The sequence below is a fragment of the Planococcus shenhongbingii genome, assembly GCF_030413635.1.
GTDB classification, from domain to species: Bacteria; Bacillota; Bacilli; order Bacillales_A; family Planococcaceae; genus Planococcus; species Planococcus shenhongbingii.
Window position 1 is genome coordinate 930,225 of sequence record NZ_CP129235.1, and the last position, 25,217, is coordinate 955,441.

Sequence of the window (25,217 nt, forward strand, 5' to 3'; positions counted from 1 at the left end):
TTATTGGCAGTTCTGACTGTGCAGTGTTAAATGTAATCTCTCAGACTTAGGACTCTTTCCGAATAGTAAAAAGGGCTCTTAAATTTATTGGCAGCCACTTAATATTTCACAGAAAATTCTAAAATCAATTTGACAGAAAGTGCTATCTATTATATGTTTTAACCAAAAGCAGAAGTAATATTAAGCTGAATACGAATTTAATAAAGGCATCCTTTTTTGGGTCACAAGTACTTCAGAATTGGAGGTACCCATGGAACGTATAAGAGAACGGCTTTTTTCTATCTACAATAATCAGAATGTTGAAATTACTTATTCCTATATAATGAAAGCCATTCATCAGACCAAGCAGAAGCCTTTGAAAATGAGGAAACAGTATTGGGATGAAAAAGATGTTGTCTTAATCACGTATGGTGACCAATTTAAAGAACAGCAGCAGCCAGCCTTACAGACTTTAAAAAAGATATATGACCATTATTTTTCCACTGTATTTGAAATCGTCCATATTCTTCCGTTTTATCCCTACTCTTCAGATGATGGTTTTTCTGTTATTGACTATAAAGAAGTAAGTCCTGTGATGGGAAACTGGGAAGATATCCAGCAACTCTCTGCGTCGGCCCGCCTTATGGTCGATTTGGTGTGCAACCATGTGTCTGCAAAAAGCGAATGGTTTCAGGAGTATTTGAAAGGAAATCCTGTCTACCGGGACTATTTTATAGAAGTGGATCCAACAGTGGATTTAAGTGGAGTGACACGCCCAAGGACGCATCCGCTATTGACCAAATTCACTTTATCGACAGAGGAAGAAAAACATATCTGGACGACGTTTAGCGAAGATCAGATCGACTTGAATTTTTCCAACCCTGCCGTCCTGGCAGAAATAATCGATGCCCTTCTCTTTTATATAGAACAAGGGGCAGAATATATCCGGTTAGATGCTGTCGGTTTTATCTGGAAAGAAATTGGGACTTCATCAATTCATCATGAAAAGGCACATAACATCATAAAATTGTTCAGAGAAGTAGTAGACGAAGCGGCAAAAGGAACGCTGCTGATTACTGAAACAAATGTGCCTCATGAAGACAATATTTCCTATTTTGGAAATGGCCGTGACGAAGCCCATTTGGTTTATCAATTCCCTTTGCCGCCTTTGATTTTATACTCTATCCATTATGGGGATGCAAGTGCTTTGAGCAAGTGGGCGAAAAGCTTTCCGCATATGGGCAAAGAAACGGCTTTCTACAACTTTTTGGCTTCTCATGATGGAATCGGCTTAAATCCGATCCGCGGAATTATTCCCGAAAATAAAATCATTGAGATGGCAGAGGCATTGAAAAAAGAAGGAGCTTTAATTTCGTACAAGAAAAACGAAGACGGAAAAGATGTCCCCTATGAAATTAATGCTACTTATTTTGATGCATTGAATAGAAAAAGCGATGAAGAAGCGCTTCGCATTAAACGTTTTTTGGTTGCGCATTCAATTTTACTCGGATTGCCCGGCATTCCTGCCATTTATATTCAAAGTGTTTTAGGGGCAAGAAATGATTATGATGGAGTAAAAAAAACAGGTGCAGCCCGTTCCATCAATCGCGAGAAATACTGGCTGGGTGACATAGAGCAGGAACTTCTTCAAAGTGGAACCGTAACAAATCAAGTTTTTCAAGAAATGATTAAAATGATTGGAATAAGGAAAGCCGAACCACTTTTTCATCCGAATGCCGCAATGAAAATGCTGGATTACGGGGAATCAATTTTTGCTTTTTACCGAATCAATAAAAGCAAAGAACAAATTCTGCTTCTGCACAACCTGGCAAATCAATCAGTCGTTTTGCCGGTAGTTGGGCATTACTGCAATATACTCACGCAACAAAATATAAAATTTGAAGAAAGCGTTGAACTGGAGCCGTATCAATTTTTCTGGTTAAAACCAATCGATTAGGAGGAGAGAAAATGAATCGAAAATACTTACTGTTTTTTGCAATCTTACTGACTGGCTTTTTGGCTGCCTGCGGCGGTGAAGAAGCAGGTGATGCGGAAAGCGCTACCATCGAATTTATGCATTCATCAGTAGAGCAAGAGCGTTTGGCCGTCATTACTGACTTGATTGAACGGTTCCAGAAAGAAAACCCGGATATTATTATAGAGCAAGTACCGGTAGAAGAAGATGCTTATAATACGAAAATTGTCACGCTGGCCAGCGCCGGTCAATTGCCGGAAATTGTAGAAGTAGGGCAGGACTACGCAAAGGTAATGGATAAGGATCAGCTGATTGACCGGGAAGTCGTCCAATCTGTCATTGAAGAGGCGGGTGAAGATAATTTTTATGAAGGGGCATTAAAGTTGCTTGCCACTGAAGACGGTAAAAGCTATACCGGTTTGCCAGTCAGTGGATGGGTCCAAGGGATTTGGTATAACAAGCAGATGCTTGAATCCAAAGGATTTGAAGAACCGGAAAATTGGCAGGAAGTCATGGAAGTGGCAGAAGCCTTTACAGATGCAGCAAACAAGAAATATGGAATCGCCATACCGACTGTAGAAGGCGGATTCTCCGAGCAAGTATTCTCTCAGTTTGCCTTGTCAAACAATGCCAATGTGTTGAATGGAGACGGAGAATTAACGTTGAATACACCGGAAATGAAAGAAGCGCTGCAATATTACAAAGACTTGGCTCAATATACGATGCCGGGTTCGAACGACACAACTGAAGTGAACGATGCTTTTATGAACGAATCGGTTCCGATGGCGATTTACTCTACTTATATTCTGCCAGGAGTTTTTGAACAAGGAAAAGCGGAAAATATCGGATTTGCGATTCCGGAAAATGAAACGAAAGCCGTTTATGGATCCGCTTCGGCATTGACTGTTACATCCGGCTTGGAAGACGCACAAAAAGAAGCAGCACAAAAATTCCTTGCTTTCATGGCACAGCCGGAAAATATGACGGACTGGGTTTTAATGTCCCCGGGAGGAGCACAGCCGGTCAGCGATTTGGTTACTGAAAATGAAGACTATCAAGCGAATGAAGTGGTCAATGCATTTGGCGACCTTTCAACTGAAATTGCGTCTTCTTTCAATGATATTCAAATTTTTGGGCTGGTTGATGGAAAAAACTTTTTGAAGATGGGGGATATTACAAGTTCGGGTGAGATTCCGAAAATGGTGAATGGTGTTACTGTTGGCAATCAAAATGTCGACGACGCCATTGCAAATGCTGAAACTTCTTTAGAAGGCATTTTAAAATAAGAAAAGACAAGGGGATGCCTTTAGGTGATCCCCTCCTTATTGTGGCAAGAAAGCTTAGCGGAGTGATTCTGAAAGACTTGCTTAGGCCGATTTTGACGAAGCCGGAAATGGAGGGAAACTATGAAAAGAAAGGCTAAAAGAAAAACCGATACAAAACTTGCAGCCGTTCTGCTTTTTCCAAGCATCTTCTTGATTTTATTGCTGGTCGCTTATCCGATGCTCTCTAATATACAAATCAGTTTTTTTGAGCAATCCATTAATCCAAACCTGGATCCAACTTTCATCGGTTTTGAAAATTACAAACAAATTTTGACAGACGAGGTCTTTCTAAAATCACTGGGAATTACTTTTTTATATACCTTACTGACAGTAGTAGGCAGTACGGTAGTGGGACTGGCTGTCGCAATCTTCTTTAACCGGCCCTTTAAATTCCGGAAGATATCGCGTTCTTTGATCATTGCTTCTTATGTAGCTCCTTCGATTTCTCTCGTATTTGCCTGGAAATATATGTTCAACAATAATTATGGAATTGTGAATTATTTAACCGTGGATGTTCTCCATCTATTCGATCAGGCACCGCTTTGGTTTGACCGGCCAGCCAGCAGCTTTGTACTGGTTGTGATATTTGCCATTTGGAGGTATTTTCCATACGCATTCATTTCGTTTTTAGCTATTTTGCAAACCATTGACAACACCTTGTATGAAGCAGCGGAAATAGATGGAGCTTCAGCGTGGGAGAAATTTAAAGTTGTGACGCTGCCTGCTATTATGCCGGTTTTAGTCATTGTCGTCACTCTCCGGGCAATCTGGATGTTCTATATGTTTGAAGACGTCTACCTGTTGACCAATCAAGTTAATACGCTTGGGATCTATTTATATGAAACAGCTTTTGCATTTAATGATCTTGGGAAAGCTGCTTCTATTTCAGTTATTCTCTTTATCATTTTGTTCGCAGTCATATTATTAATGAGAAAGCGGGTGAATGCTGATGGCAATGGCTAGCAGCAAGAAAGAAAAAATGACAAGGAAAATCTTGTTTTACATCGGATTGGCTTTCGTTTTGCTGGTCTCCCTTTTCCCATTTTTCATTATGCTAATGGTGTCTTTGAAAAACTCCGCTGAAGCGATTGCACAAGTGCCTACGTTGCTTCCGAGACAATGGACAATCGAACATTATCTGGATATTTTTAATCCGGTTCTCTTTCCATATATCACTTATTTCAATAATAGTTTGATCGTTTCTCTGATTGTGGCAGCGATATCCGTGTTGTTTTCTATTTTTGGTGCTTACGCTTTGTCGAAACTAAAGTTTTTTGGACGCACTACCATTAATTCAAGTTTTTATGTCGTTTATATGTTTTCCGGCCTTTTGCTGGTCGTACCTCTTTTTAAAATCATTTCAAGCCTTGGGCTGTATAACACAAGAACCGCATTAGTCATTACGCTTATTGTTCAGACATTGCCAGCCGCCATATATATGTTGAAGAGTTATTTTGATACGATACCTGATGATTTGGAAGAAGCTGCGATGATTGACGGCTTAAACCGGGTGCAGATTATCTTTTACATTATTATCCCGTTATCCATTTCAGGAATCATATCTGTTTTTGTCTATTCATTTATGATTGCCTGGAATGACTTTTTATTCGCTTCCATTTTCCTGTCGAGCTCAGAGAATTTCACACTTCCGATCGGGTTAAATGCTTTGTTCAGTACGCCGGATTATGTTTGGGGCAGAATGATGGCAGCTTCCATTGTTACCGCTTTGCCTGTTGTCATCATGTATGGGATCACCGAGCGGTTTATTAAAGGAGGAGCAACTGAAGGCGGGGTTAAAGGTTAAAAAATAAAAGGAGAGTTACGTGCAGATGAAAAAGCTTGTAGCAATCAAACCAAGAGTCGCTGCATTGATTGATTATGAGGATCGGCCGGTTCTTCCTAATGAAGTGAAAATTGCAGTAGAGATTGCTTCCCCGAAGCATGGGACAGAAGTGGCTGATTTTAGAGGGCAGTCGCCTTTCATGGAAGAAGAGTTTTCAGAGGAATGGCGGATGTTTATGCCAAGAAAAGAAGGTTCCGCTAAAGGGATTGTGTTCGGTGAATTTCCATTAGGAAATATGATTGTCGGATGTATTATTGAAACAGGGCCGAATGTGACCAAATATGAAATTGGAGATTTGGTTTGTACATACGGTCCTATTATGGAAACCTTAATTGTCGATGGCATAAATAATCCGCGGTTGCGTAAAATGCCGGAAGGAGCCAAATGGCAGAACGCTATTTGTTATGACCCGGCCCAGTTTGCGCTTAGCGGAGTGCGCGATGCCCATGTTCGTGCCGGCGACTACGCCGTGGTTGTTGGGCTCGGGGCCATTGGCCAGATTGCGGTTCAATTGGCGAAGAGAGCAGGGGCTATTTTGGTTATCGCTGTTGATCCGCTTGCTCATCGCCGAAAAGTGGCTCTTCGCAATGGTGCTGATGCAGCTTTGGATCCCCAAATGGTGGATGCCGGCTTTGAAATTAAAAAGCTGACGAATAAACTGGGAGCAGATGCCATCATTGAAACGAGCGGCAATGCAGCAGCGCTACAAGGCGCACTCAAAGGCATTGGTTATGGCGGCATCATTTCCTATGTAGCTTTCGGCAAAACTTTTCCGGAAGGATTAAATTTTGGCCGGGAAGCCCATTTCAATAATGCGAAAATTGTGTTTTCAAGAGCAGCCAGTGAACCGAATCCAGATTATCCTAGATGGAACCGGAAACGCATTGAAGACACGTGCTGGGAATTGCTGATGTCCGGCCACCTTAATTGCGAAGACATCATCGACCCCATTATTCCTTTCCAGGATAGCGCAGAGGCGTATATTCGTTTTGTCGATCAGCATCCGGAATTGAGCATTAAAATGGCGATTGATTTGAAACAAGAGTCTTTCCATAACTTTAAGGTAGTGCCCGAAGCATAAAGTCGTTGACAGGAGGAAACTTTAATGAAAATCGGCACACAAAACCAGCCGTTCTTTCCTGAAGCGATCAATGAAAAATTTCGCTATATTAAACAGATGGGGTTTGACGGCTACGAAATTGACGGCAAATTACTGGTGGGAAATATGGAAAGCGTTAAAAAAGAACAAGAAGAAACAGGTCTCTCCGTTACAACTGCTTGCGGGGGATATGATGGCTGGATCGGTGATTTCAATGAGGAAAAAAGACTTAATGGCTTAAAGGAAATAACAGGGATTTTAAAGGCGCTGCAGCAGATAGGAGGGAAAGGCATTGTCGTCCCTGCTGCGTGGGGGATGTTCACCTACCGGTTGCCGCCCATGATTTCTCCGCGCAGCAAAGAGAAAGACCGGGAAATTGTAACGAAATCCTTGGTTTACTTGAACCATGCAGCTAAAGAAACTGGGACCCTGATATTTTTAGAGCCGCTGAACCGCTATCAGGACCATATGATTAATACAATTGCCGAAGCGAGAAGCTATATTGAAGAAAATAGCTTTGAATATGTGAAAATTATTGCGGACTTCTATCATATGAATATAGAAGAAGATAATACGGCTGTTTCGCTGCATGATCACCGCGATGTGATCGGGCATATTCATTTGGCAGACAATCAGCGGTTCCAGCCTGGAAGTGGATCCATTGATTTTAAACGTCTATTTTCAGTATTGAAAAAGGATGGCTATCAAGGGGATTTAACGCTTGAATGCAGAGTCCGGGGCGAAAATCCCGAGCAAGCCTATTTCAATTCACTCCACTACCTGAGAGAATCGATTAGGTGATGTAAGCAAATATTCCAAGTGCATCCATGCATCGATATATACGGCAGAAAAGCAGGCAGCAAAAAAATGGCTTTGGCGCAGATTGTGCCAAAGCCATTTTTTTGTTTTAAGCCCACCACATTTGGGCAACAGACTCTTTGACCAAAACCGGCTTCAAGTTCTCAACGGCTTTTGTAAATCCTTCTTCAATGGACATTAAGCCATCTTCATGTTCGATGCTGACCACATAGTCATAATTATAAAGCCGCAGTGCGCTGATGATGTCTGCCCAGGTTTTTTGGTTGTGCCCAAAGCCGACGGTTCTGAAATACCATGCCCGGTCACGCATCTGCGAATATTCCGTCATATCCGTCAAGCCGTTTCGATTCACATTTTGCTGATCGAATATGGTGTCTTTCGCATGAAAATGATGAATGGCATTTTCACGGCCGAGAATCTTGATGGCTTCGACCGGGTCAATGCCTTGCCACCACATATGGCTTGGGTCTAAATTGGCTCCAATTGCAGAACCGCAGGCTTCACGCAGCCGCAGCAAAGTGGCGGGGGTATGTACCGAAAATCCGCCGTGGAGTTCCAAACCAATTTTTACATTGAGCGATTCTGCCAGATCGTTTTTCTCTTTCCAGTAAGGAATCAGTTTTTCTTCCCATTGCCATTTTAATATTTCCTGAAAATCGTGTGGCCAGGCAGCAACAGGCCAATTCGGATAAAGAGCATTCTCATGATCGCCTGGACAACCTGAAAAAGTATTTACTACCGGAACCTCCAGCTTGGAAGCTAACTGCAAGGTCTTTACCAGCAATTCATCAGCCGGTTCAGCAATTTGTTTTTGAGGATGAAGCGGATTCGAGTGGCAGCTCAACGCACTGATGATTAAGCCATAGTCGCTGATCTGCTGCTTAAAGCGCTGCAATTTTTGCTCATCCTCCAGCAATTCATCCACTTTGCAATGGGCGTCTCCAGGATAGCCGCCGGTGCCAAGTTCAATAGCCTCAATTCCTTTGGCTGACACATAACTCAGCATATCTTCAAAATTTCTGTCGGAGAATAAAACAGTAAAGACCCCTAGTTTCAATTAAAAAACCTCCTTTTATAAAAATCAGAAAATACAGAAATGTAATCCATTACATAATTAACATATATAAATTCATGGAGTAAATCAACAAGAATGTTTAACTAAAAAATATATTGACAGATAATTCTGAACAATTTACTATAGAAATGTAATCGATTTCATTTATTATGTATGGGAATTGTGGAAAGTAGGAAAAACAATATGGCAAATATCCAGCAGGTAGCAAAACAAGCAGGAGTGTCGGTAGCAACCGTTTCAAGAGTCTTAAATGGCCAAAATTCGGTTTCGACGAAAACGAAAACCAAAGTAGAAGAGGCCATAAAGACATTGAATTATGAGCCAAGCATATTGGGGAGAAATCTCCGGAATTCTGAAAGCCGGATCTTGCTGGTTTTAATCCCAAATCTATCGAACCCTTTTTACTTGGAAATTATTAAAGGCATTGAAAACATGGCGCTTAGCCAAGGTTATAACATTTTACTGTGTGAAACGGATTCAAATCCGGAAAAAGAAAATATTTACTTTGATCTCGTTCGTAAGAAAATGGCAGATGGCATTATTTCGATGGATCCTGCTGTCAATGTCGAGACATTAAAACAATTGGCAGAAACTTATCCAATCATTCAATGCAGCGAATATGGAGGTGGTATTGGAATTCCTTATGTAACCATCAATAGCGAAGAAGCTTCTTATCGGGCAGTAAAGCATTTGATTCAGATAGGTCATCAGAAAATCGCTCTCATAAATTCAGATGAAAAGTTCCTGTACGCAAGAGAGCGGAAAATGGGATACCAGCGGGCTTTGCAGGAAAACACCATTTCCTTGAACAAAGATTATATGATTTATACCTCAGAACTAAGCTTTGAACATGGACAGCAAGCCATGAGGAAGATATTAGCGCTGGCGGATCGGCCGACTGCTGTTTTTGCGGTATCCGATATGCTTGCAATCGGAGCGTTAAAAGAGATAAATGCTTCAAGTTTGCATGTGCCGAATGATATTGCGGTAGTCGGCTTTGACAAGATTGATTTTTCAAATATGACAAATCCAACATTGACAACTGTCGCTCAGCCAATGTATAAAATGGGCACAATTGCAGCAGATATGTTGATCGGCAAGATTAAAGGAGAAAAAGTGGACAATATTATATTGGAGCATGAATTGGTCATACGTGGATCGACATCGGGATAAAGCAGCTAAGGCCGGCGCTCTGTTATTAATGGACCTTGATGATAGAGCGCTGGCCTTAGTTTTGGGTGTAAACGCTTACATTCGAAGGAAAGCTGTTTTAAAAAAACAAAGGGGTGAATTGAATGAAGAAATTGTTGATTTTATCGCTGGCTGCAGTCTTCGGCTTAGCAGGCTGCGGAGGAAATGAAGAAGCAGGTTCAGGAGGAAGCGGAGCAGAAGACGAAACGCTGATGATAGGCATATCCTTGCCTTCTGCAACGCACGGATGGATGGGAGCGTTGATTGACAGTGCGGAGAAACAAGCCCAGGCATTAAAAGAAAGTGAAGGCATAGATTATGTAATGACCAACGCGGCAGATCCGAACAAGCAGGCAAACGATGTGGATGATTTAATCGCTCAAGACGTTGATGTGATTGTCATGCTGCCGATTGAATCGGCAGCTTTAACGCCAGTCGGACAAAAAGTAAAAGATGCAGGCATCCCGCTGGTCATTGTTGACCGGGAACTTGAAAATGACGCGGCGACAGTAGTAGTAAAAGGCGACAATGAAGGAATCGGCGTCAATGCAGGCAAGTATTTCATAGAACAATTGAATGGCCAAGGAAAAATCGTCGAAATTACTGGACCTCCAAGTTCAGTCACTGAGCAGCGTGGATCTGGTTTCCAAGAAGCAGTGGCAAGCCAGGAAGGAATGGAAATCATCGCTTCACAAAGCGGCGACTTCTCGACTGAAAAATCATTGGAAGTGATGCAGAATATTTTACAGGCTAATCCACAGATTGACGCAGTTTTCACACAAGATGACGGAATGGCATTAGGTGTATTACAGGCGATCAAAGAAGCAGGGCGCACTGATATCAAGTTTGTAACAGGTGCAGGCGGTGCAAAAGAAGTATTTGAAGATATGAAAAATGATGGTTTGATGAAAGCGACATTCCTGTATTCCCCGAAAATGGTTGAAGATGCTGTGAAAATTGCTGCAGATATAGCTCAAGGCGAGGAACCAGCTGAAAAAATGGTTGTTAAAGAAGCAACACAAGTAACAAAAGAAAACGTCGATGAATATTACGATCCGGAATCTAAATTCTAAAGGAATCTATGGAAATACAATGCTGGCCGTTGTATTTCCTCTTTTCCTATATAAGGAGTCTAAGCCATGGCTACACACCCTTTTCTGCTTATGAAGAATATCGAAAAGTCGTTTAATGGGGTACCTGTCTTAAAAGGTGTAACACTGCAAGTCGAAAAAGGGGAAATACATGCATTGCTGGGAGAGAACGGCGCCGGTAAGTCGACTTTGATGAACATTTTAGGCGGGGTCCATCAACCAGATAATGGTTCACTTTTCATAGACGGACAAGAAGTTAATATGCTGAATCCACGGGTTTCTCAAGAGCAGGGCATCAGTTTTATACACCAGGAACTGAATATGGTTTCTGATCTTCGGGTTTATGAAAACATGTTTTTAGGATCTGAACTTCGAAATAAAGTCGGATTTCTAAAAGTGGAAGAAATGTGCGAGAAAACGCATGACATAATGACAAAGCTTGGCGTAGATGTCGATCCAAAGGAATATGTCCGGAATCTGGCTACTTCATACAAACAATTGATAGAGATATCGAAGGCATTGCTGCATAATTCCAGATTGATCATTATGGATGAACCTACGACATCATTAGCTGAACATGAAGTGAACCGCCTGTTTGAGTTAATGAAGAATCTAAAACAATCAGGGGTTTCGATTATCTATATTTCCCATAAGCTAAAAGAAATCAAAGAAGTGTGTGACCGTTTTACAGTCTTACGGGATGGTGAGCGGGTTAAAAGCGGCAGCGTTGAAGAAGAAGATATTGAAACGATTACGAAACTAATGGTCGGCAAATCAATTTCACAAGACCGTTTTATACATGAGCATCAATTTGGTCCCGTATCTTTGGAAGTGGTCAATTTAACAAGTCCTGGATTGTTCAGGAACATCAATTTTACCGTTAAGCAAGGAGAAGTTCTTGGCTTTACAGGCCTTAGCGGTGATGGCAGAACAGAACTTTTTGAAAGCTTGTTTGGCTACCGGAAAAAATACACGGGTGAGGTGCGAGTCCATGGCCGTATTGTAAAAATAGATCATCCAAGAAAAGCGGTCAAAGCCGGGATAGGGCTTGTGCCGAAAGACCGCAAAGAAAACGCCATTATCAAAGATTTGAGCGTCATTCACAATATGAGTTTGTCTTCAATGGGGAATTTTGAGAAAAGCGGATTCATACGGGAGCAGACGGAAAAAGCGAAGTTTCAGAAGTACAAGGAAATGCTGAATATCAAAGTTCATAACCCCCGGATTACCATCGACAAATTAAGTGGAGGAAACCAGCAAAAGGTCATTATCGCCAAATGGCTTGAAGTTGGTGCAGACATTTTGATTTTTGATAATCCGACACAAGGAATTGACGTCGGAGCAAAGCAGGAAATTTATCATGAAATCACCGCATTAGCCAAAATGGGGAAAACGGTCATTATCTTATCGTCTGAAGCGCCGGAAGTACTGAGGATTTGCCATAATATCAACGTGATGTACCAAGGTGAAATAACAGCAAGATTTACTGGTGAAGAAGCAACAGAAGAAGAAATCATGAATTATGCCACTGGCTCGAAAAGGGAGGCTGCAAAAATTGGCTAATATCAATGTGAAAGAATACAAGCCTCAAAAGTCAACTGCGAAAAGCCGGCTTTCCTGGCTTTGGTCGGAATATAGTGTCATCATCGCCTTTGTTGTCATTTTCATCGCCTCATCTATTATGAACCCCAGATTTCTGGACATGAACAACCAGTTGAATATTTTGATGCAAGTTTCGATTATCGGGATTATAGCGATGGGGATGACCGTTGTTATGTTGTCCGGCGGCATTGACTTGTCAGTCGGCTCTGTCCTGGCTTTAGCTGGAGTCATATCTGTTCTGGCGTTGAATGCTTCGGGCAGCGTTTTAGTGGGCGTCTTCACTGCATTGCTGGTCGGCTCATTTGCGGGATTTCTGAATGGCTTGATGGTGGCAAAAGGCAGGATTGCCTCATTCATTGCGACGCTTGGAATGATGGCAGGTGCACGTTCCATTGCGCTCTATATTGCGGACGGGGGCAGCGTATCGGGGGAAGTTACGGGATTTACCGCCATTGCCAATAGTGACTTATGGATATTTGATGTTCCTGTCATCATTTTCATTGTGATGACGGCAATTGTCTATCTCTTGATGCATAAAACCCGTTTCGGCCGTTATGTCTATGCGCTTGGCAGCAATGAAAAAGCGGCTTTGCTGTCAGCGATCCGTGTAGACCGCATTAAAATTGGTGTATATACCTTAATTGGAACATTGGTTGGCGTGGCGGCTGTGATTGAGACATCCCGTTTGAATTCGATTTCTTCTTCCAGCTCTGGTGCGCAATACGAATTGGATGCCATCGCAGCTGTCATTATCGGCGGGACCCGGATGACAGGCGGCCGCGGCAAAATAATCGGCACGCTTTTTGGCGTTCTAATTTTGGGCATTTTGAATAATATGATGAATCTTATGAACGTTTCACCGCATTTGCAAGGCTTTGTAAAAGGGTTGATCATCATTATTGCGGTAGTATTCCAAAAAAGAGAGTAGGGGGCCAAAAAATGGGATATCGAGTAGGCATCATCGGGTGCGGTTCCATTACCAAACTGCGCCATGCACCAGAATATACCGCGAATCCGTACGTAGATGAAATTGTTTTCTATGACCGCAATCTGGACCGTTCGGAAGCTTTAGCGGCGTTATTCGGTGGGAAAGTTGCAAAAACAGTTGAAGAATTACTGGAGGATCCGACTATCGAGATTATCAGTGATTGTTCATCAAATGAACACCATCACATTTTTTCGTCCAAAGCATTACTGAGCGGCAAGCATGTGCTATGCGAAAAGCCCATATCGCTGACAATCGAACATGCCAAAGAAATCCTCAACGCCGAAAAAGCATCAGGAAAGAAATTGATGATCGACCACAACCAGCGTTTTACGCGTGCCCATCAAAAAGCTCAGGAAATCGTTGCAAGTGGAGAACTGGGGAAAGTGCTGACTTTTCGGACGACGTTCGGGCATTCGGGTCCTGAACAATGGGGGTATAACAAAACCAATTCTACCTGGTTTTTTAAAAAAGAACGCTCCGGCCTGGGGGTGGCAGGGGATTTGGGAATCCATAAAGTGGATGTGCTGCAATACCTGCTGGATGACGAAATTGAACAAGTCAGCGCATTTCAAGGAGCACTGGATAAAGTCAATGAACACGGTGAACCGATTGAAGTATGCGATAACGTTGTCTGCAGTTTGAAAACGAAAAAAGGGCGATTAGGAACAGCTTCTTTTTCCTGGACCCATTACGGGCAAGAAGACAATAGCACTGTCCTGTATTGTGAAAAAGGTATTTTGAAAATATACAATAGCGATCAATACCAGTTGGAAGTGCTGACAAAAGACGGCGAGAAAGTCAATTATGAATTAGAGAGCATCCAGACCAATGACAATCAGACAAACACGGGTATGATTGACGCCTTTATTGAAAGCATCCGCTTGGATCAACCACCGATGGTTACAGGCCGGGAAGCCTTATCGTCATTAGCCGTAATCTTAGCCATTTTAGAAGCAGCTGAGACCCAGCGCGTGGTAACAGTTGAAACCGAGTCTCTCCAATATTTTTAAGGAGAGGCTTTTTTCGTTTTTTGTGATTCTTTCAATTAATGAAAAATAGAATTTATATATGCTGAACTAAAGAATCGTCCTTTACTATAACGCTTCGGCCGTTTTGCGGCGAGCTTGCAGAATATCCACAGCTGAAAACTATGGGGTCAATTTATATAGAAGATATGATTTGAATAAAAAGGAGGAAAATCTGGTGAAGTTCCGGGAGGCATCTGCACACGAGTATATAAAAATTTATGAACAAGGTTACCGGGAATGGGCAAAAGGCCGCTCGTTTGAGCAATACATAAAAGATAATAAAAAAGAGGAGGAGTATGGAAAGCGTTTTATAGTAGTGGACGGCAATGAAGAAATTATTGCTTCGCTTATTTTGTTGCAGTTCACACCTTATTTATTTGGCATCGGCTCCATTGTAGTGAACCCAGCTTTTCGCAGCCGTGGATTTGGAGAAAGAATCATAGAAGAGTGTCTGAAACAGCAACCTCATGCTGCTTTCATGCTGTACAGCGAAATTGGCATTGCTTATTACGCACGCTTCGGTTTCTGTGCCTTGCCTGCAGAGTATCAGCATACCAGTCAAGGAGTCTGTATGATACGGGCAAGTAAGGAATTATACGGCCGAGTAATAAATGAGCCGATTCCTGCTTATTTTTAAAGCTGCGTAGGCATAAAAGAAGAACCGGGAAAGAGAGCTTCCGGTTCTTCTTTTGCCTTATGCACTTTCGTTTTTCTTCCTTTTGAAAGGCCCGTAAAATGAAGAGAAATCTTACTGATTGTGGTTACTCTTAAGCCGCCCGGTTCCGTACAATATCCAAGGAGAAGAGAGTTCAAAGTCATGGTTTTGAGGAAGAGCAGAAGCTTGAACTTTCGTAAAATCCATCCAAATTAAAGTATCTTCTCCAACTTCCTGGCACAGCCTCCGATAAGCGGCATCAATGGTTTCCCACAAGCCCGGTTGTTCCGCCAAATCATTCCACGGATAAATGGTATGCAAATAATGATGTTTTTTAATATCTTTTTTGACAATCAGGAATCGTGTCGCCTTTTTATTTTCAAAAAAGGACCATTTTTTCAGCTCATCTTCTGTAAACAATTCTTTAGAAGCTGGGAAAGAATAATAGCATTCATATGGAAAAATAGCGCCAGTCTTTACATATAATTTATCGACCCATATTTTCTTTCGCTCAAGGTCTGTAATTTCATGCCAAACCGGAGCACCTTTTGCAAGCTTTGACACATCTTTTGTGGTCGCTCCGTGAATGGGAGCATAAGGCGTGAGTTCGAGCTTTTCTAAAACACGCCGCGCAGGAAGATTTTTTTCTTGTGTATTCGCTCCGACCCATTGGACTTCCGGAAGTTTGAATGCTTCATCCATGACACGGCCAGTCAGCACGGTAGCCAAATCTTTGCCTCTATAACGGATATCACTGCGAATTCTGCCGAGCATCACATAATGTTTGGCAAATAGTGAGTAGCCGCATATACTCGCCAGTTGATTGTCTAAAAATAAACCGAACAGGCGATTATTGTCGGAAGTGACAAGCCACTCAAAGATCCGTTTAACATAATCATCTTCTATACCTGTTTCCATTTCTTCTAAATAAGGCAAATCTTCAAGATTTAATACACGGATGGTTTGTTCCATTGCCGGCACTCCTTGCTACTGTCGAATTATATGCTTTTCTTGACCATTATAACTGCGGACAAGGGAAGATTGCATTCAATTTGCTGCAACAGAAGCCGGAATGAAAAACCAGTAGTGGAATCAGCGATTCGACCACTGGTTTTATTCAACGGACTTTAAATTTCTTATTTTATACTGCACGAATTTGGTGACCATTCCGTATGTGTAGATCCGCTGCTCACCCAATGGATCTGATTCAGGATTTTATAACTTCCAGTTGGAAGGCTTTTGAATGAAGTGAAGTTCAACTTTCCGTCATTCGAAGTATTGCGCCAGCCCGGTTTAGTATCTGGGTTAAATCCATATAGTGTGACGTAGGCATAGCCTGGCCAATCTGCAAGCGATTTATACTGTTCATATTTTGATCCATTGTATCGGTAAAGGACCGGTTTCCAAAAAACCGTATCCATTTCGCGTCCTTTCCAAGCGGTTACAAAGCGGGGAGGTGCCGCCTTAACCATTTTTCCGGCACACGACATCGAACCGACCGCATGCGAAGGCCAATTGCCCTCTCCATTATGGGCTTCGGCAGGTTCTGGGGTGAAACCGATTGCTAAAAATATAGAAGCAGATGCTAGCAGTTTTGTGGCAATAGACAGTTTTTTCTTGGCCATTGGAATTCCTCCTCTAATTAGGTGCAGACAGCACTGGAATAATACAATATGATTCTATCGGTTGAACCGCATATGTGAGTTGAGAACTGAAAATGTTGTAAATAAAACATTATTGGAAAATTCAGATATTGCTTATGATATCATATTTTTATCAAGAAACCTAGGGGAACAAGAGAAATGTAATGGAAAAATTAAATGTCTGCGATTCAGAATGAGAACCATTAAAAAATATTTCTTGATACTTAGATGGAGATGTTAAATAATATGACTAATTATGATTGCAATAACGGGAGGTGAAGGAATGAGTTTTAATAAGACCAGAGGAATATTATATAAAATCGATCGGCTGACAGGTGATTTTAAAGCAGTACGAAATGGAACAATTGGAAGCCGAATCGGCAAAAGGATGATTAGGAAAATGATTAACCGGCTATTGTGGAGGTTATTTAAAATATAAAACATTTTGCGAAAACCACTATCCAACAAACTCGTGTTGGATAGTGGTTTTTTGTATAAGCCTTATTATTTTCTCTTTAAAACACCAAGGTAATTTGCCCAAGGACCGACGTCTTCCCGATATCTTTCAGCCATAACCCGCACAATTTGTGAAATATGCGTCATGTCGTGAACTACCCATGTAGAAAGCAGCTCGCGTAATTTGACAGGACCAAATTCGGGGTGTATACCGGTCAACTCGAAAGGCGTCTCGGAATCGATGATCTCCTTCAACTTCTCAATATTTTGCATCCGGATTGTCTTAAATTCGTGGAGTTTTTCTTCGATTGAATTGCTGGACTGGTTTTTCAAATGTGCAAAGCGGTCAAATGGAGGAAACAGCTCATTTTCTCCTTTTTGAAGAATTGTTTCTGCACGGAGAAGCCAATTGGTTTTCTCTGCTTCAATCAAATGGCCAACTACTTCTTCCGCATTCCAGGTTCCTGCACCTTCATTGGCAAGGAGCCATTCGTTCGATAAACCAGATAAAAAACATATCAGCGTGTCTGGCGTACGTTCCAAAATTTCTATTGCTTCCTGAAGTTTAAATTCCATGTATTTGCTCCTTTCCTAATGATGAATAGAAGTTAATAATTTATTATCATTGTAACGTATTCTGAATAATTAGAAAATAGGTGGTTTTTAGAGCTGTAAAGGCGTATAATGGTTACGAAATTAATCAAGGAATTATGTTTTGCTTTAAGAAACTAACTGAAAGGAAGGAGCAGAAAAAGGAAAAGAGTAATAGCGCATATTTTTCACCCAAACCCGGTCACTCGAAAAGTTAGCGAAGTCAATCTTTTGATGACTTAACTGGAGAAGAGGAAGAATAAAATGCTGTACAATGTTGTATTGTTTCTCCATATATTGGGCGCTGTTACCATCTTTATGGCAATTAGCATACTTGCCTTATCAATGATTTCCATGTTGCATGCGAAAGGAACAGAGGACGTTAAACTTTGGTCGGGGGTGGCTGTAAAAACGGATGCTTTGTTTCCACTAAGCTCTTTGCTGATCTTGCTGCCTGCTTTCTATTTGGTTTTTTCAGCTTGGGGCTGGGACCATGCCTGGATCAATGTATCTTTAGTTGCGCTTCTCGGAAACAGTTTCTTGGGGCCGGTTATTAACCTTCGCCGCTTAAAAGGAATTCTGGCTGCTGCCAATATAGAAACAGATGCTGTGCCTTCCGTTGAGCTGTTGAATAAAGTGAGAGATCCGGTTCTTTGGAATTCAGTTTCAATCATGTTCATGCTGGTTGTCGGCATTCTTTTTTTGATGGCCGTTAAGCTCACTTTATGGGGATCCTTAATCACGATGGCAATCGCTGTAGTTGCTGGTCTTGCCTTGGCGCATTTTATGCTGGCAAAAACCAAAGCGGAAACCTCTTCTGATACTGTTTCGTTCAGATAAGCTCAAGCTGCTTGTGAATTTTTCAATCAATTTCATAATCGAAAAGCCACTTTTGAAATAAAGCCGATTATTTCTAAAGTGGCTTTTTTGAATTAAGACATTACGGGAAAAAGAGGATTTGCCGGAGAATTGAAAACTCTGCTGTTATACCCTGAACTTGAACACAAAAGGAGGATGAGGACATGCTTTATAATATCGTGCTGTTTTTTCACATTTTAGGAGCGGCATTGATTTTTATGTCTATCGGACTGCTTTTTACCGCCATGATTTCTATGCTCCATGCAAAGGATGTAAAAGGGATACGCCAATGGTCCAGTCTTGCTGTAAAGTTGGACATCTTATTCCCGATCAGTACGATTCTTACTTTAGCTTCTGCTTTTTATCTCGTGTTCTCCGCTTGGGGATGGGGATATGCCTGGATCAATGTGTCTGTGGCAGCACTTATCGGCAACAGTATTTTAGGGATTTTATTTAATTTGATTCGACTGAAAGGAATAGGGGAAGCTGCTAATCGTGAAACCGACAATGTTCCATCAAGTGCTTTGCTTAATAAAGTGCGGGATCGCATTCTCTGGAAGGCAGTTTCTATTATGACGCTCGTGACGATTGGAATTCTCTTTTTGATGGTTATGAAGCTTGAAACGGCTGGTTCACTGATGGCCATGGGCATTGCTATTGCAGCAGGTTTTTTCTTAGCGAAATTTATATTGGGAACGGTGAAAAATGAAGCTCCTAAAGAAGCTTTGACCTCCTCGGAAAAATAGCGATACCAAATTAAGCCTTCTTATCAATTTTCATTTTTATATTAAAATATTGTGAATAATCAGAATAATATATTGTTATCCCATATTCTGCTAAGTATAATGAAAAAGTAAGCGCTTTTCATTTACGAGAGGAGAGTGGAGAAATGTGAAGGGAAACCCTCAAAAAGGAAGAGTTGCGGTAATGGACGAACCGGAAAAATTGAGCTACCGGGAATATGACTTGCCGCTTCCAGGACCGGGAGCGGTTCTTCTGAAGGTGTTGCGTTCCAATATTTGCGGATCGGAACTGCATATTTGGAGAGGCCAGCATCCGACGAAAAAAAAAGGAGTACTGGGCCATGAAATGGTCGGGGAAGTCCATTCGCTCGGAGAAGGGGTTGAGACGGATTATGCAGGAACTCCGATCAAAGAAGGAGACCGAATCGTTTCAGCTTACTACATTACATGCAGAAAATGTGCGGCATGCAGAGAAGGGCATTTTCATTTATGTGAACATGCCTATGACTTTTGGAATCAGCCACCGGAAGTAAGCCCTCATTTTCATGGAACCTTTGCTTCGCATTATTACATCCACCCAGACCAATATTTTTACAAAGTCCCCGACAATGTCTCAGAAGCTTCTGCAGCCAGTGCAAATTGCGCTTTATCACAGGTTTATTTCGGCCTCGATAAAGCCGGAGTGACTTACGGGCAAACCATTGTGATTCAAGGTGCGGGAGGACTCGGCTTGAATGCCACTGCGGTAGCCAAGGAAAAAGGGGCGACGGTGATAGTGGTCGATGGCGTGGAAAGCCGGCTGCAGCAAGCCAAGCAATTTGGCGCAGATCATACGCTTAATTTAAATGACTATGCAACTGTTGAAGAGCGGGTAAAAGTAGTGCTCAATTTAACGGATGGAAAAGGAGCCGAACTTGCCATGGAAGTGGCGGGTGTCCCTGCAGCTTTCGCTGAAGGAATCCACTATATCCGGCCAGGCGGAAAATATGTCACCATCGGAAATATCACACCAGGCAAACTCGTTGAATTCGATCCGGGGCTGCTTACCAGAAAATCGATTCAAATTATACCAGTAGTCCGCTATAACCCGTGGTATTTGTATAAAGCGTTGAAATTTCTTTCAGATACTCAAGGCAAATATCCGTTCGACGGGATGATAGACGCCGAGTTTTCTATGGATGATATTAAATTGGCATTGGATAAATCCGCTGCAAGAGAAGTGACAAGAGCCACCATCATTATGGAGAAATAATCTGGTTTTGTATTCATGAAAGGTTTAGAGAAATGTGGGTCTGATTCAGGTTGGGAAAATAACAACTAAATGGAGGTCATACAATGGATAAACCAAAATTATACGTATTGGATACAGGAACAATGAAAATGGACAAAAACTTTATGGTGGCCGCGCACAATCCGGCAAGCATCGACAATCCAAATCCCCCGGCAGAATTCATAGAGTTTCCGGTATATGCTGTTTTAATAGACCACCCGGAAGGAAAAATCTTATTCGATACGGGCTGCAATCCGGAAGGCATGGGGAAAGAAGGAAGATGGCCGGAAGGCGTCCAGAAGTTATTCCCGGCATTCCAAGACGAATCCTGTTATTTGATCAACCGCTTGGAACAGTTGAATGTGCGTCCGGACGATATTAAATACGTAGTGGCATCTCACCTGCATTTGGATCATGCAGGCTGTCTGGAACTGTTTACAAATGCCACCATCATCGTGCATGATTCGGAATTGAAAAATACGATGAAGCAATACGCGATGACGAAAGATATGGGCGCCTACATATGGGCGGATATTAATGCGTGGATCGGCAAAGATTTAAAATGGAAAACCGTCATGCCTCATGAAGATGAACTCGAGCTTGCGAAAGGCGTTAAAATTTTAAACTTTGGTCCAGGCCATGCTTGGGGATTGCTCGGGCTCCATATCGATCTGCCGGGAGAAGGCGGTGTCATTTTAGCATCGGATGCCGTCTACTCTGCCGAGAACTATGGGCCGCCCGTTAAAATCCCGGGAATCATTTATGACTCGCTGGGCTATTTAAGTGCAGTGGAAAAAATTAAAAAGTATGCCGAGCGCACCAACTCACAAGTCTGGTATGGCCACGATTCCAATCAATTCCGGAATTTCATCAAATCCACCGAGGGCTTTTATGAATAAGTCCGCCTAAATGAACCAGCTCTGACAACTGAATTTCGGATGTTGCAGGGCTGGTTTTTTAAGATGAAGGAGGAACAACAAATGATTGAAGTTGAGAATCTTTATTTTGGCTCCATTATCAATGGCACAGAAATCAGCAAAGACGGAAGAAAAGACCTTGAAGTCTTTAATCCCTATACCAATGAAGTGATCGGCAAAATATCCTGTGCTACTCCGAAAGATGTTGAAGATGCTATCGAAACGGCCCAGCGTGTCTATAACAAAACAACCAAAAAGATGCCAGCCCATAAACGCTCAGAAATTTTACGGAAAGCGGCGGATTTGTTGGAGCAAAGAACGGATGAGTTTGCCCGAATGCTTGTGCTGGAAGCGGGAAAACCCATCAGAGAAAGCAGAGTGGAAGTGCTGCGTGCCGTCCAAGTCCTACGCTTTGCTTCAGAAGGAGCGAAAGCGATTTACGGAGAAACGATTCCACTCGACAGCGCCATTGGCGGAGAAAATCAAATTGGCATAGCCAAGCGAGTGCCGTTAGGTGTAGTAGCGGCCATCACGCCATTTAACTTCCCTTTGAACCTGGCTCTTCATAAAGTAGCGCCTGCCCTTGCAGTAGGCAATACCGTGGTTCTGAAGCCTGCTGAAAAAACGCCGTTTTCATCGGTGCTGCTGCATCGATTATTGGAAGATGCCGGATTGCCGAAAGGCGCTTTGAATATTGTTATGGGACCCGGGCAGGAGCTAGTGGAAACATTGGTGACCCATCCAGACGTCAAGAAGGTTTCTTTTACCGGAAGCAGTGCCGTAGGATGGAAAATCCATGAAATGGCGAAACGGAAAAAAGTGACGCTGGAATTGGGATCAAATGCACCGAATATTGTTTTTGAAGACGGAGATATTGATGTCGCGGTCAATGCCATTGTGCTCGGCGGATATACATACGCCGGACAAGCATGCGTTTCCGCGCAGCGAATTTATGTCCATGAAACGATTTATGAAAAGTTCCTGGACAAGCTTGTTGAAAAAGTAAGCGCGCTTAAAACGGGAGATCCATTGGATGAAGCTACAGACATGGGACCGATGATTACGGAAGAAGCTGCACAGCGCGCAGAGTCATGGGTGAAAGAAGCGGAAGAACAAGGAGCGGAAATCCTGACCGGTGGAATCCGGAAAGGTTCACTGCTGGAACCTACTGTCCTCAGCAACGCGACTCATGAAATGAAAGTGGTCTGTGTGGAAGTATTCGCACCGATCGTCAGCGTCATGCCGTTTTCAACGGAAGAAGAAGTCGTTGCCCATGCCAATAACACGGATTTTGGCCTTCATGCCGGCGTCTTCACCGCTGACATCAACCGGGCGATGCGCATGGCCGATGCGATTGAGACGGGAGGAGTCTGGATCAACGAAGTGTCAGTCCGCCGCTACGACCATATTCCATACGGAGGCATAAAAAGCAGCGGCATCGGCAAAGAAGGCGTCAGATATGCCATCGAGGAAATGACGGATTTGAAATTTGTCGGGATTAAGCTGTATTGATGGATGCTGCAGGGCTTTAGATAAAACGTGAAAATCCTAATAGGGAGAGGATCAGATGAAAGTAAAATCAGCTGTATTGCGTGAAATAGGAGCACAGACTCCATATGAAGAAAGCCAGCCGATCCAGATTGAAGAATTGGAGTTAGATTCTCCGGAACGGGGAGAAGTGCTGATTCAAATTAAAGCTGCCAGTCTTTGCCATTCGGATTTGTCAGTGATGAATGGCAGCCGGCCGCGTCCGTTGCCGATGGCTTTAGGGCATGAGGCAGCAGGGGTTGTTGTGGAAGTCGGAGAAGGCGTGGTAGATTTGGAGGCCGGAGACCATGTCGCCTGCGTTTTCGTTCCGAGCTGCGGCCAATGCGGGCCGTGCAGAGAAGGACGTCCAGCTTTATGTGAGCCGGGAGCTGCCGCGAATACGGCGGGTACGCTGCTTGGCGGTGGCAAACGCCTGCATAATGAAGGTGAAGTGGTGAACCACCATGTTGGGGTTTCGGCTTTCTCGGAATATGCCGTAGTTTCCCGAAACTCAGTGGTAAAAGTAAGCAAAGACATCCCTTTTGAAAAAGCGGCTTTATTCGGCTGTGCGGTCATTACGGGAGTTGGAGCAGTCGTCAATACGGCAGGAGTGAAATTGGGCAGTACGGTAGCCATTGTTGGCCTTGGCGGTGTCGGTCTTAGTGCTTTGCTCGGCGCTCTTGCTGCAGGTGCCAGCCGAATCGTTGCCGTTGATATCAATGAAACCAAACTTAAGCAGGCAAAGGAATTAGGGGCGACCGACACCTTCAACTCCAAAGATCCGGATGTAGTGGAGCAGATTCGAGCAGCTACCGGAGGCGGCTTGGATTTTGCGTTTGAGACAGCAGGAGTGGTTCCCGCGATGGAAGTGGCATATGCCGTCACTAAGAGGGGCGGAACTACTGTCACAACAGGGCTTCCTCATCCGGAACATAAGTTTTCTTTCCCCTATCTCTCGCTGACTGCTGAAGAGCGGACTTTAAAGGGATCCTACATTGGCAGTTGTGTACCGAGCCGGGATATTCCAAGATATATGAATTTGTTCCAGGAAGACCGCTTGCCAGTCGATAAACTGATAACGGATTTTATCACTTTGGATGAAGTGAACAAAGGATTCGATATTCTGGCAAAAGGAGAATCGTCACGCATCATCATAAAATTTTAATGTCGCCGCGTCCACGTGTCGGCAAGTTAAATGGCTGAACAGGATAATTATTGATGTTTATTAGCAATTGCTAACTCAAAAAGAAACCGCTTCTTATGAAATCCAAAGATTTCAAGGACAGCGGTTTCTTTGCTTTTTCACGTTCTATTCGATCAATAAATAATCATGGTTAAAAATAAACGAGTAACTGATATCGATAAAAAGGAAGTACTTTTCGGAAAGTGGGAAGCTGAAAGTCCGAATCATTTCTGCTGTCTCAATATCTGCATAGGAATCCGAAAGGATGCCTTTATGCCAAGTGCGCATATGCAATATGTTTTCCAAAAAATAAGGACGGAAACCCCAGTGAGATCCGACTTGCCCTTTTTCTATTTTCCAATGCTCATCCTGTTTTCTAAAGTTTGAAGACATTTGCTGGCCGTCGCTATTGCAAATATAAATCCGGAAACTTTCCTCGTCAAAAGAACGGGTGACAACTTCAATGAAAGAGTCTGCCGTTTCGGGACCATCCCATTTACTCATCAATTTTTTTATTTTCTCTTCACAGCTCAAGGCAAAAGCGAGGCGTTCTTTGACAAGTGATTTTTCATGCTGTATAAAACCGATTACTTTTTCACCCACATCAATCAATAAACAATCATCCAATAAAGGAGTGAAATCAGGCTTCGCCAAATAAAAACCTTGGTAATAATGACCGCCATGTTTCCAGGCGAAATTTAATTGGTAATCATCTTCAATATTCTCAAAAGAAAGTTTTGCTCCAATCCGATGCGCTAATAATGATAAGGAATAAAGGATATCCTGAAAAACATCTGGATTACTTTGACGGATGATGCCGGTATCAATTTTCAGGATATGGGGTTTGATTTGCCGAATGCGATCAATATTTGAGCTTTTTGCGCCGACATGGTCGACGGCGATCTGGATGCCGTAGGTTTTATAATAGATTAGCAAATGATTCAGGACGTCAAAACCTTCTTCAAAATCATGCTCTGTAATTTCCAGTACCAAGCGGTCCATTGAAAAGCCTTTTTTCTCAAACTCCATCAAGGTCTGCAAAAAATCTTCGCCGCCGTTGACCAGTAATTGCCTGGCATTGCGGTTGATGAACAGGGAACCTTTATTGTCCGATTCAAGCATTTCATCAATCGCTTGTTTGAGCAGGTGATGATCGACTTCGGCTTTGTATTCATCCGGTACATCCAAATCATGAAAAAAATCGGCCAGGCTTATCCAGTCGCCATCGGATTGAAAACGGCCAAAAATCTCATAGCCAATAATGGAGTGTTTAACGGCGCTGACAATCGGTTGGAAAACCGGTTTTACTTTGTCCAGATTTTCAAGAATATCTAAAGGATCCAAATGGGATGCCTCCTT

The 25,217-nt window shown here is 42.6% G+C and carries 23 protein-coding genes; 18 read left to right on the forward strand and 5 right to left on the reverse strand.

What is annotated here, in order from left to right:
- Nucleotides 1–250: 250 nt before the first annotated feature.
- The 6 genes from QWY16_RS04615 (at nt 251) to QWY16_RS04640 (ending at nt 7,022) form a co-directional block, all read left to right on the forward strand.
- Nucleotides 251–1,936 carry a sugar phosphorylase gene (locus QWY16_RS04615; RefSeq protein WP_300991734.1) on the forward strand — a complete coding sequence of 562 codons (1,686 nt, stop codon included), beginning with the start codon at nt 251–253 and terminating at the stop codon, nt 1,934–1,936.
- 11 nt (nt 1,937–1,947) lie between these two features.
- Nucleotides 1,948–3,240, forward strand: a complete 1,293-nt coding sequence (locus tag QWY16_RS04620; RefSeq protein WP_300991735.1) for an ABC transporter substrate-binding protein — start codon at nt 1,948–1,950, stop codon at nt 3,238–3,240.
- A gap of 120 nt (nt 3,241–3,360) precedes the next feature.
- On the forward strand, nt 3,361–4,242 hold the full coding sequence (locus QWY16_RS04625) for a carbohydrate ABC transporter permease (protein WP_300991736.1): 882 nt from the start codon (nt 3,361–3,363) through the stop codon (nt 4,240–4,242).
- Nucleotides 4,235–5,083 carry a carbohydrate ABC transporter permease gene (locus QWY16_RS04630; protein WP_436837179.1) on the forward strand — a complete coding sequence of 283 codons (849 nt, stop codon included), beginning with the start codon at nt 4,235–4,237 and terminating at the stop codon, nt 5,081–5,083. Before QWY16_RS04625 ends, QWY16_RS04630 begins: the two co-directional genes overlap by 8 nt.
- Nucleotides 5,084–5,108: 25 nt before the next feature.
- Entirely contained in the window at nt 5,109–6,203 is a 1,095-nt protein-coding gene (locus QWY16_RS04635; RefSeq protein WP_300991738.1) for a zinc-dependent alcohol dehydrogenase, read from the forward strand.
- A 24-nt stretch (nt 6,204–6,227) separates the two neighbouring features.
- Nucleotides 6,228–7,022: a sugar phosphate isomerase/epimerase family protein gene (locus QWY16_RS04640; RefSeq protein ID WP_300991739.1), complete on the forward strand. Its 795-nt coding sequence runs from the start codon at nt 6,228–6,230 to the stop codon at nt 7,020–7,022.
- A 106-nt stretch (nt 7,023–7,128) separates the two neighbouring features.
- On the opposite strand, the gene QWY16_RS04645 is transcribed toward QWY16_RS04640, so the two are convergent.
- On the reverse strand, nt 7,129–8,097 hold the full coding sequence (locus tag QWY16_RS04645; RefSeq protein WP_300991740.1) for a sugar phosphate isomerase/epimerase family protein: 969 nt from the start codon (nt 8,095–8,097) through the stop codon (nt 7,129–7,131).
- 201 nt (nt 8,098–8,298) lie between these two features.
- Between QWY16_RS04645 and QWY16_RS04650 the strand changes: the two genes are divergently transcribed.
- From QWY16_RS04650 to QWY16_RS04675, 6 genes are all read left to right on the forward strand, one after another.
- A complete protein-coding gene (locus QWY16_RS04650) occupies nt 8,299–9,288 on the forward strand; it encodes a LacI family DNA-binding transcriptional regulator (RefSeq protein ID WP_300991741.1) in 990 nt (329 codons plus the stop codon).
- A 122-nt stretch (nt 9,289–9,410) separates the two neighbouring features.
- Nucleotides 9,411–10,379: a substrate-binding domain-containing protein gene (locus QWY16_RS04655; RefSeq protein WP_300991742.1), complete on the forward strand. Its 969-nt coding sequence runs from the start codon at nt 9,411–9,413 to the stop codon at nt 10,377–10,379.
- 66 nt (nt 10,380–10,445) lie between these two features.
- On the forward strand, nt 10,446–11,960 hold the full coding sequence (locus tag QWY16_RS04660; RefSeq protein ID WP_300991743.1) for a sugar ABC transporter ATP-binding protein: 1,515 nt from the start codon (nt 10,446–10,448) through the stop codon (nt 11,958–11,960).
- On the forward strand, nt 11,953–12,927 hold the full coding sequence (locus tag QWY16_RS04665; protein ID WP_300991744.1) for an ABC transporter permease: 975 nt from the start codon (nt 11,953–11,955) through the stop codon (nt 12,925–12,927). The genes QWY16_RS04660 and QWY16_RS04665 overlap by 8 nt, the downstream gene beginning before the upstream one ends.
- 11 nt (nt 12,928–12,938) lie before the next feature.
- Nucleotides 12,939–13,997 (forward strand): Gfo/Idh/MocA family protein, encoded by a 1,059-nt coding sequence (locus QWY16_RS04670; RefSeq protein ID WP_300991745.1) that lies wholly within the window; start codon nt 12,939–12,941, stop codon nt 13,995–13,997.
- Between the two features lie 193 nt (nt 13,998–14,190).
- Nucleotides 14,191–14,652: a GNAT family N-acetyltransferase gene (locus tag QWY16_RS04675; protein ID WP_300991746.1), complete on the forward strand. Its 462-nt coding sequence runs from the start codon at nt 14,191–14,193 to the stop codon at nt 14,650–14,652.
- Between the two features lie 111 nt (nt 14,653–14,763).
- Here QWY16_RS04675 and QWY16_RS04680 read toward each other — a convergent pair whose 3' ends face one another.
- The 3 genes from QWY16_RS04680 to QWY16_RS04690 all read right to left on the reverse strand — a co-directional run bounded on the left by QWY16_RS04680 (nt 14,764) and on the right by QWY16_RS04690 (nt 17,345).
- The gene (locus tag QWY16_RS04680; RefSeq protein WP_300991747.1) at nt 14,764–15,642 is read right to left on the reverse strand and encodes a GNAT family N-acetyltransferase; all 879 of its coding nucleotides are present in this window, start codon (nt 15,640–15,642) and stop codon (nt 14,764–14,766) included.
- A gap of 164 nt (nt 15,643–15,806) precedes the next feature.
- Nucleotides 15,807–16,295, reverse strand: a complete 489-nt coding sequence (locus QWY16_RS04685; protein WP_300991748.1) for a hypothetical protein — start codon at nt 16,293–16,295, stop codon at nt 15,807–15,809.
- Between the two features lie 522 nt (nt 16,296–16,817).
- Complete coding sequence (locus QWY16_RS04690; protein ID WP_300991749.1) at nt 16,818–17,345, reverse strand: DinB family protein; 528 nt, start codon at nt 17,343–17,345, stop codon at nt 16,818–16,820.
- A gap of 279 nt (nt 17,346–17,624) precedes the next feature.
- Between QWY16_RS04690 and QWY16_RS04695 the strand changes: the two genes are divergently transcribed.
- The 6 genes from QWY16_RS04695 (at nt 17,625) to QWY16_RS04720 (ending at nt 23,840) form a co-directional block, all read left to right on the forward strand.
- A complete protein-coding gene (locus QWY16_RS04695) occupies nt 17,625–18,200 on the forward strand; it encodes a hypothetical protein (RefSeq protein ID WP_300991750.1) in 576 nt (191 codons plus the stop codon).
- 182 nt (nt 18,201–18,382) lie between these two features.
- Entirely contained in the window at nt 18,383–18,964 is a 582-nt protein-coding gene (locus QWY16_RS04700; RefSeq protein ID WP_300991751.1) for a hypothetical protein, read from the forward strand.
- A 181-nt stretch (nt 18,965–19,145) separates the two neighbouring features.
- Nucleotides 19,146–20,213 (forward strand): zinc-binding dehydrogenase, encoded by a 1,068-nt coding sequence (locus QWY16_RS04705; RefSeq protein ID WP_300991752.1) that lies wholly within the window; start codon nt 19,146–19,148, stop codon nt 20,211–20,213.
- An 83-nt stretch (nt 20,214–20,296) separates the two neighbouring features.
- Entirely contained in the window at nt 20,297–21,130 is an 834-nt protein-coding gene (gene ahlS / locus QWY16_RS04710) for an AhlS family quorum-quenching N-acyl homoserine lactonase (RefSeq protein ID WP_300991753.1), read from the forward strand.
- 81 nt (nt 21,131–21,211) lie between these two features.
- Entirely contained in the window at nt 21,212–22,660 is a 1,449-nt protein-coding gene (locus tag QWY16_RS04715; RefSeq protein ID WP_300991754.1) for an aldehyde dehydrogenase family protein, read from the forward strand.
- 55 nt (nt 22,661–22,715) lie between these two features.
- Nucleotides 22,716–23,840, forward strand: coding sequence for a zinc-dependent alcohol dehydrogenase family protein (locus tag QWY16_RS04720; protein ID WP_300991755.1), 1,125 nt, complete (start codon nt 22,716–22,718; stop codon nt 23,838–23,840).
- A gap of 144 nt (nt 23,841–23,984) precedes the next feature.
- On the opposite strand, the gene QWY16_RS04725 is transcribed toward QWY16_RS04720, so the two are convergent.
- The gene (locus QWY16_RS04725) at nt 23,985–25,202 is read right to left on the reverse strand and encodes an EAL domain-containing protein (RefSeq protein ID WP_300991756.1); all 1,218 of its coding nucleotides are present in this window, start codon (nt 25,200–25,202) and stop codon (nt 23,985–23,987) included.
- Between the last annotated feature and the right edge of the window lie 15 nt (nt 25,203–25,217).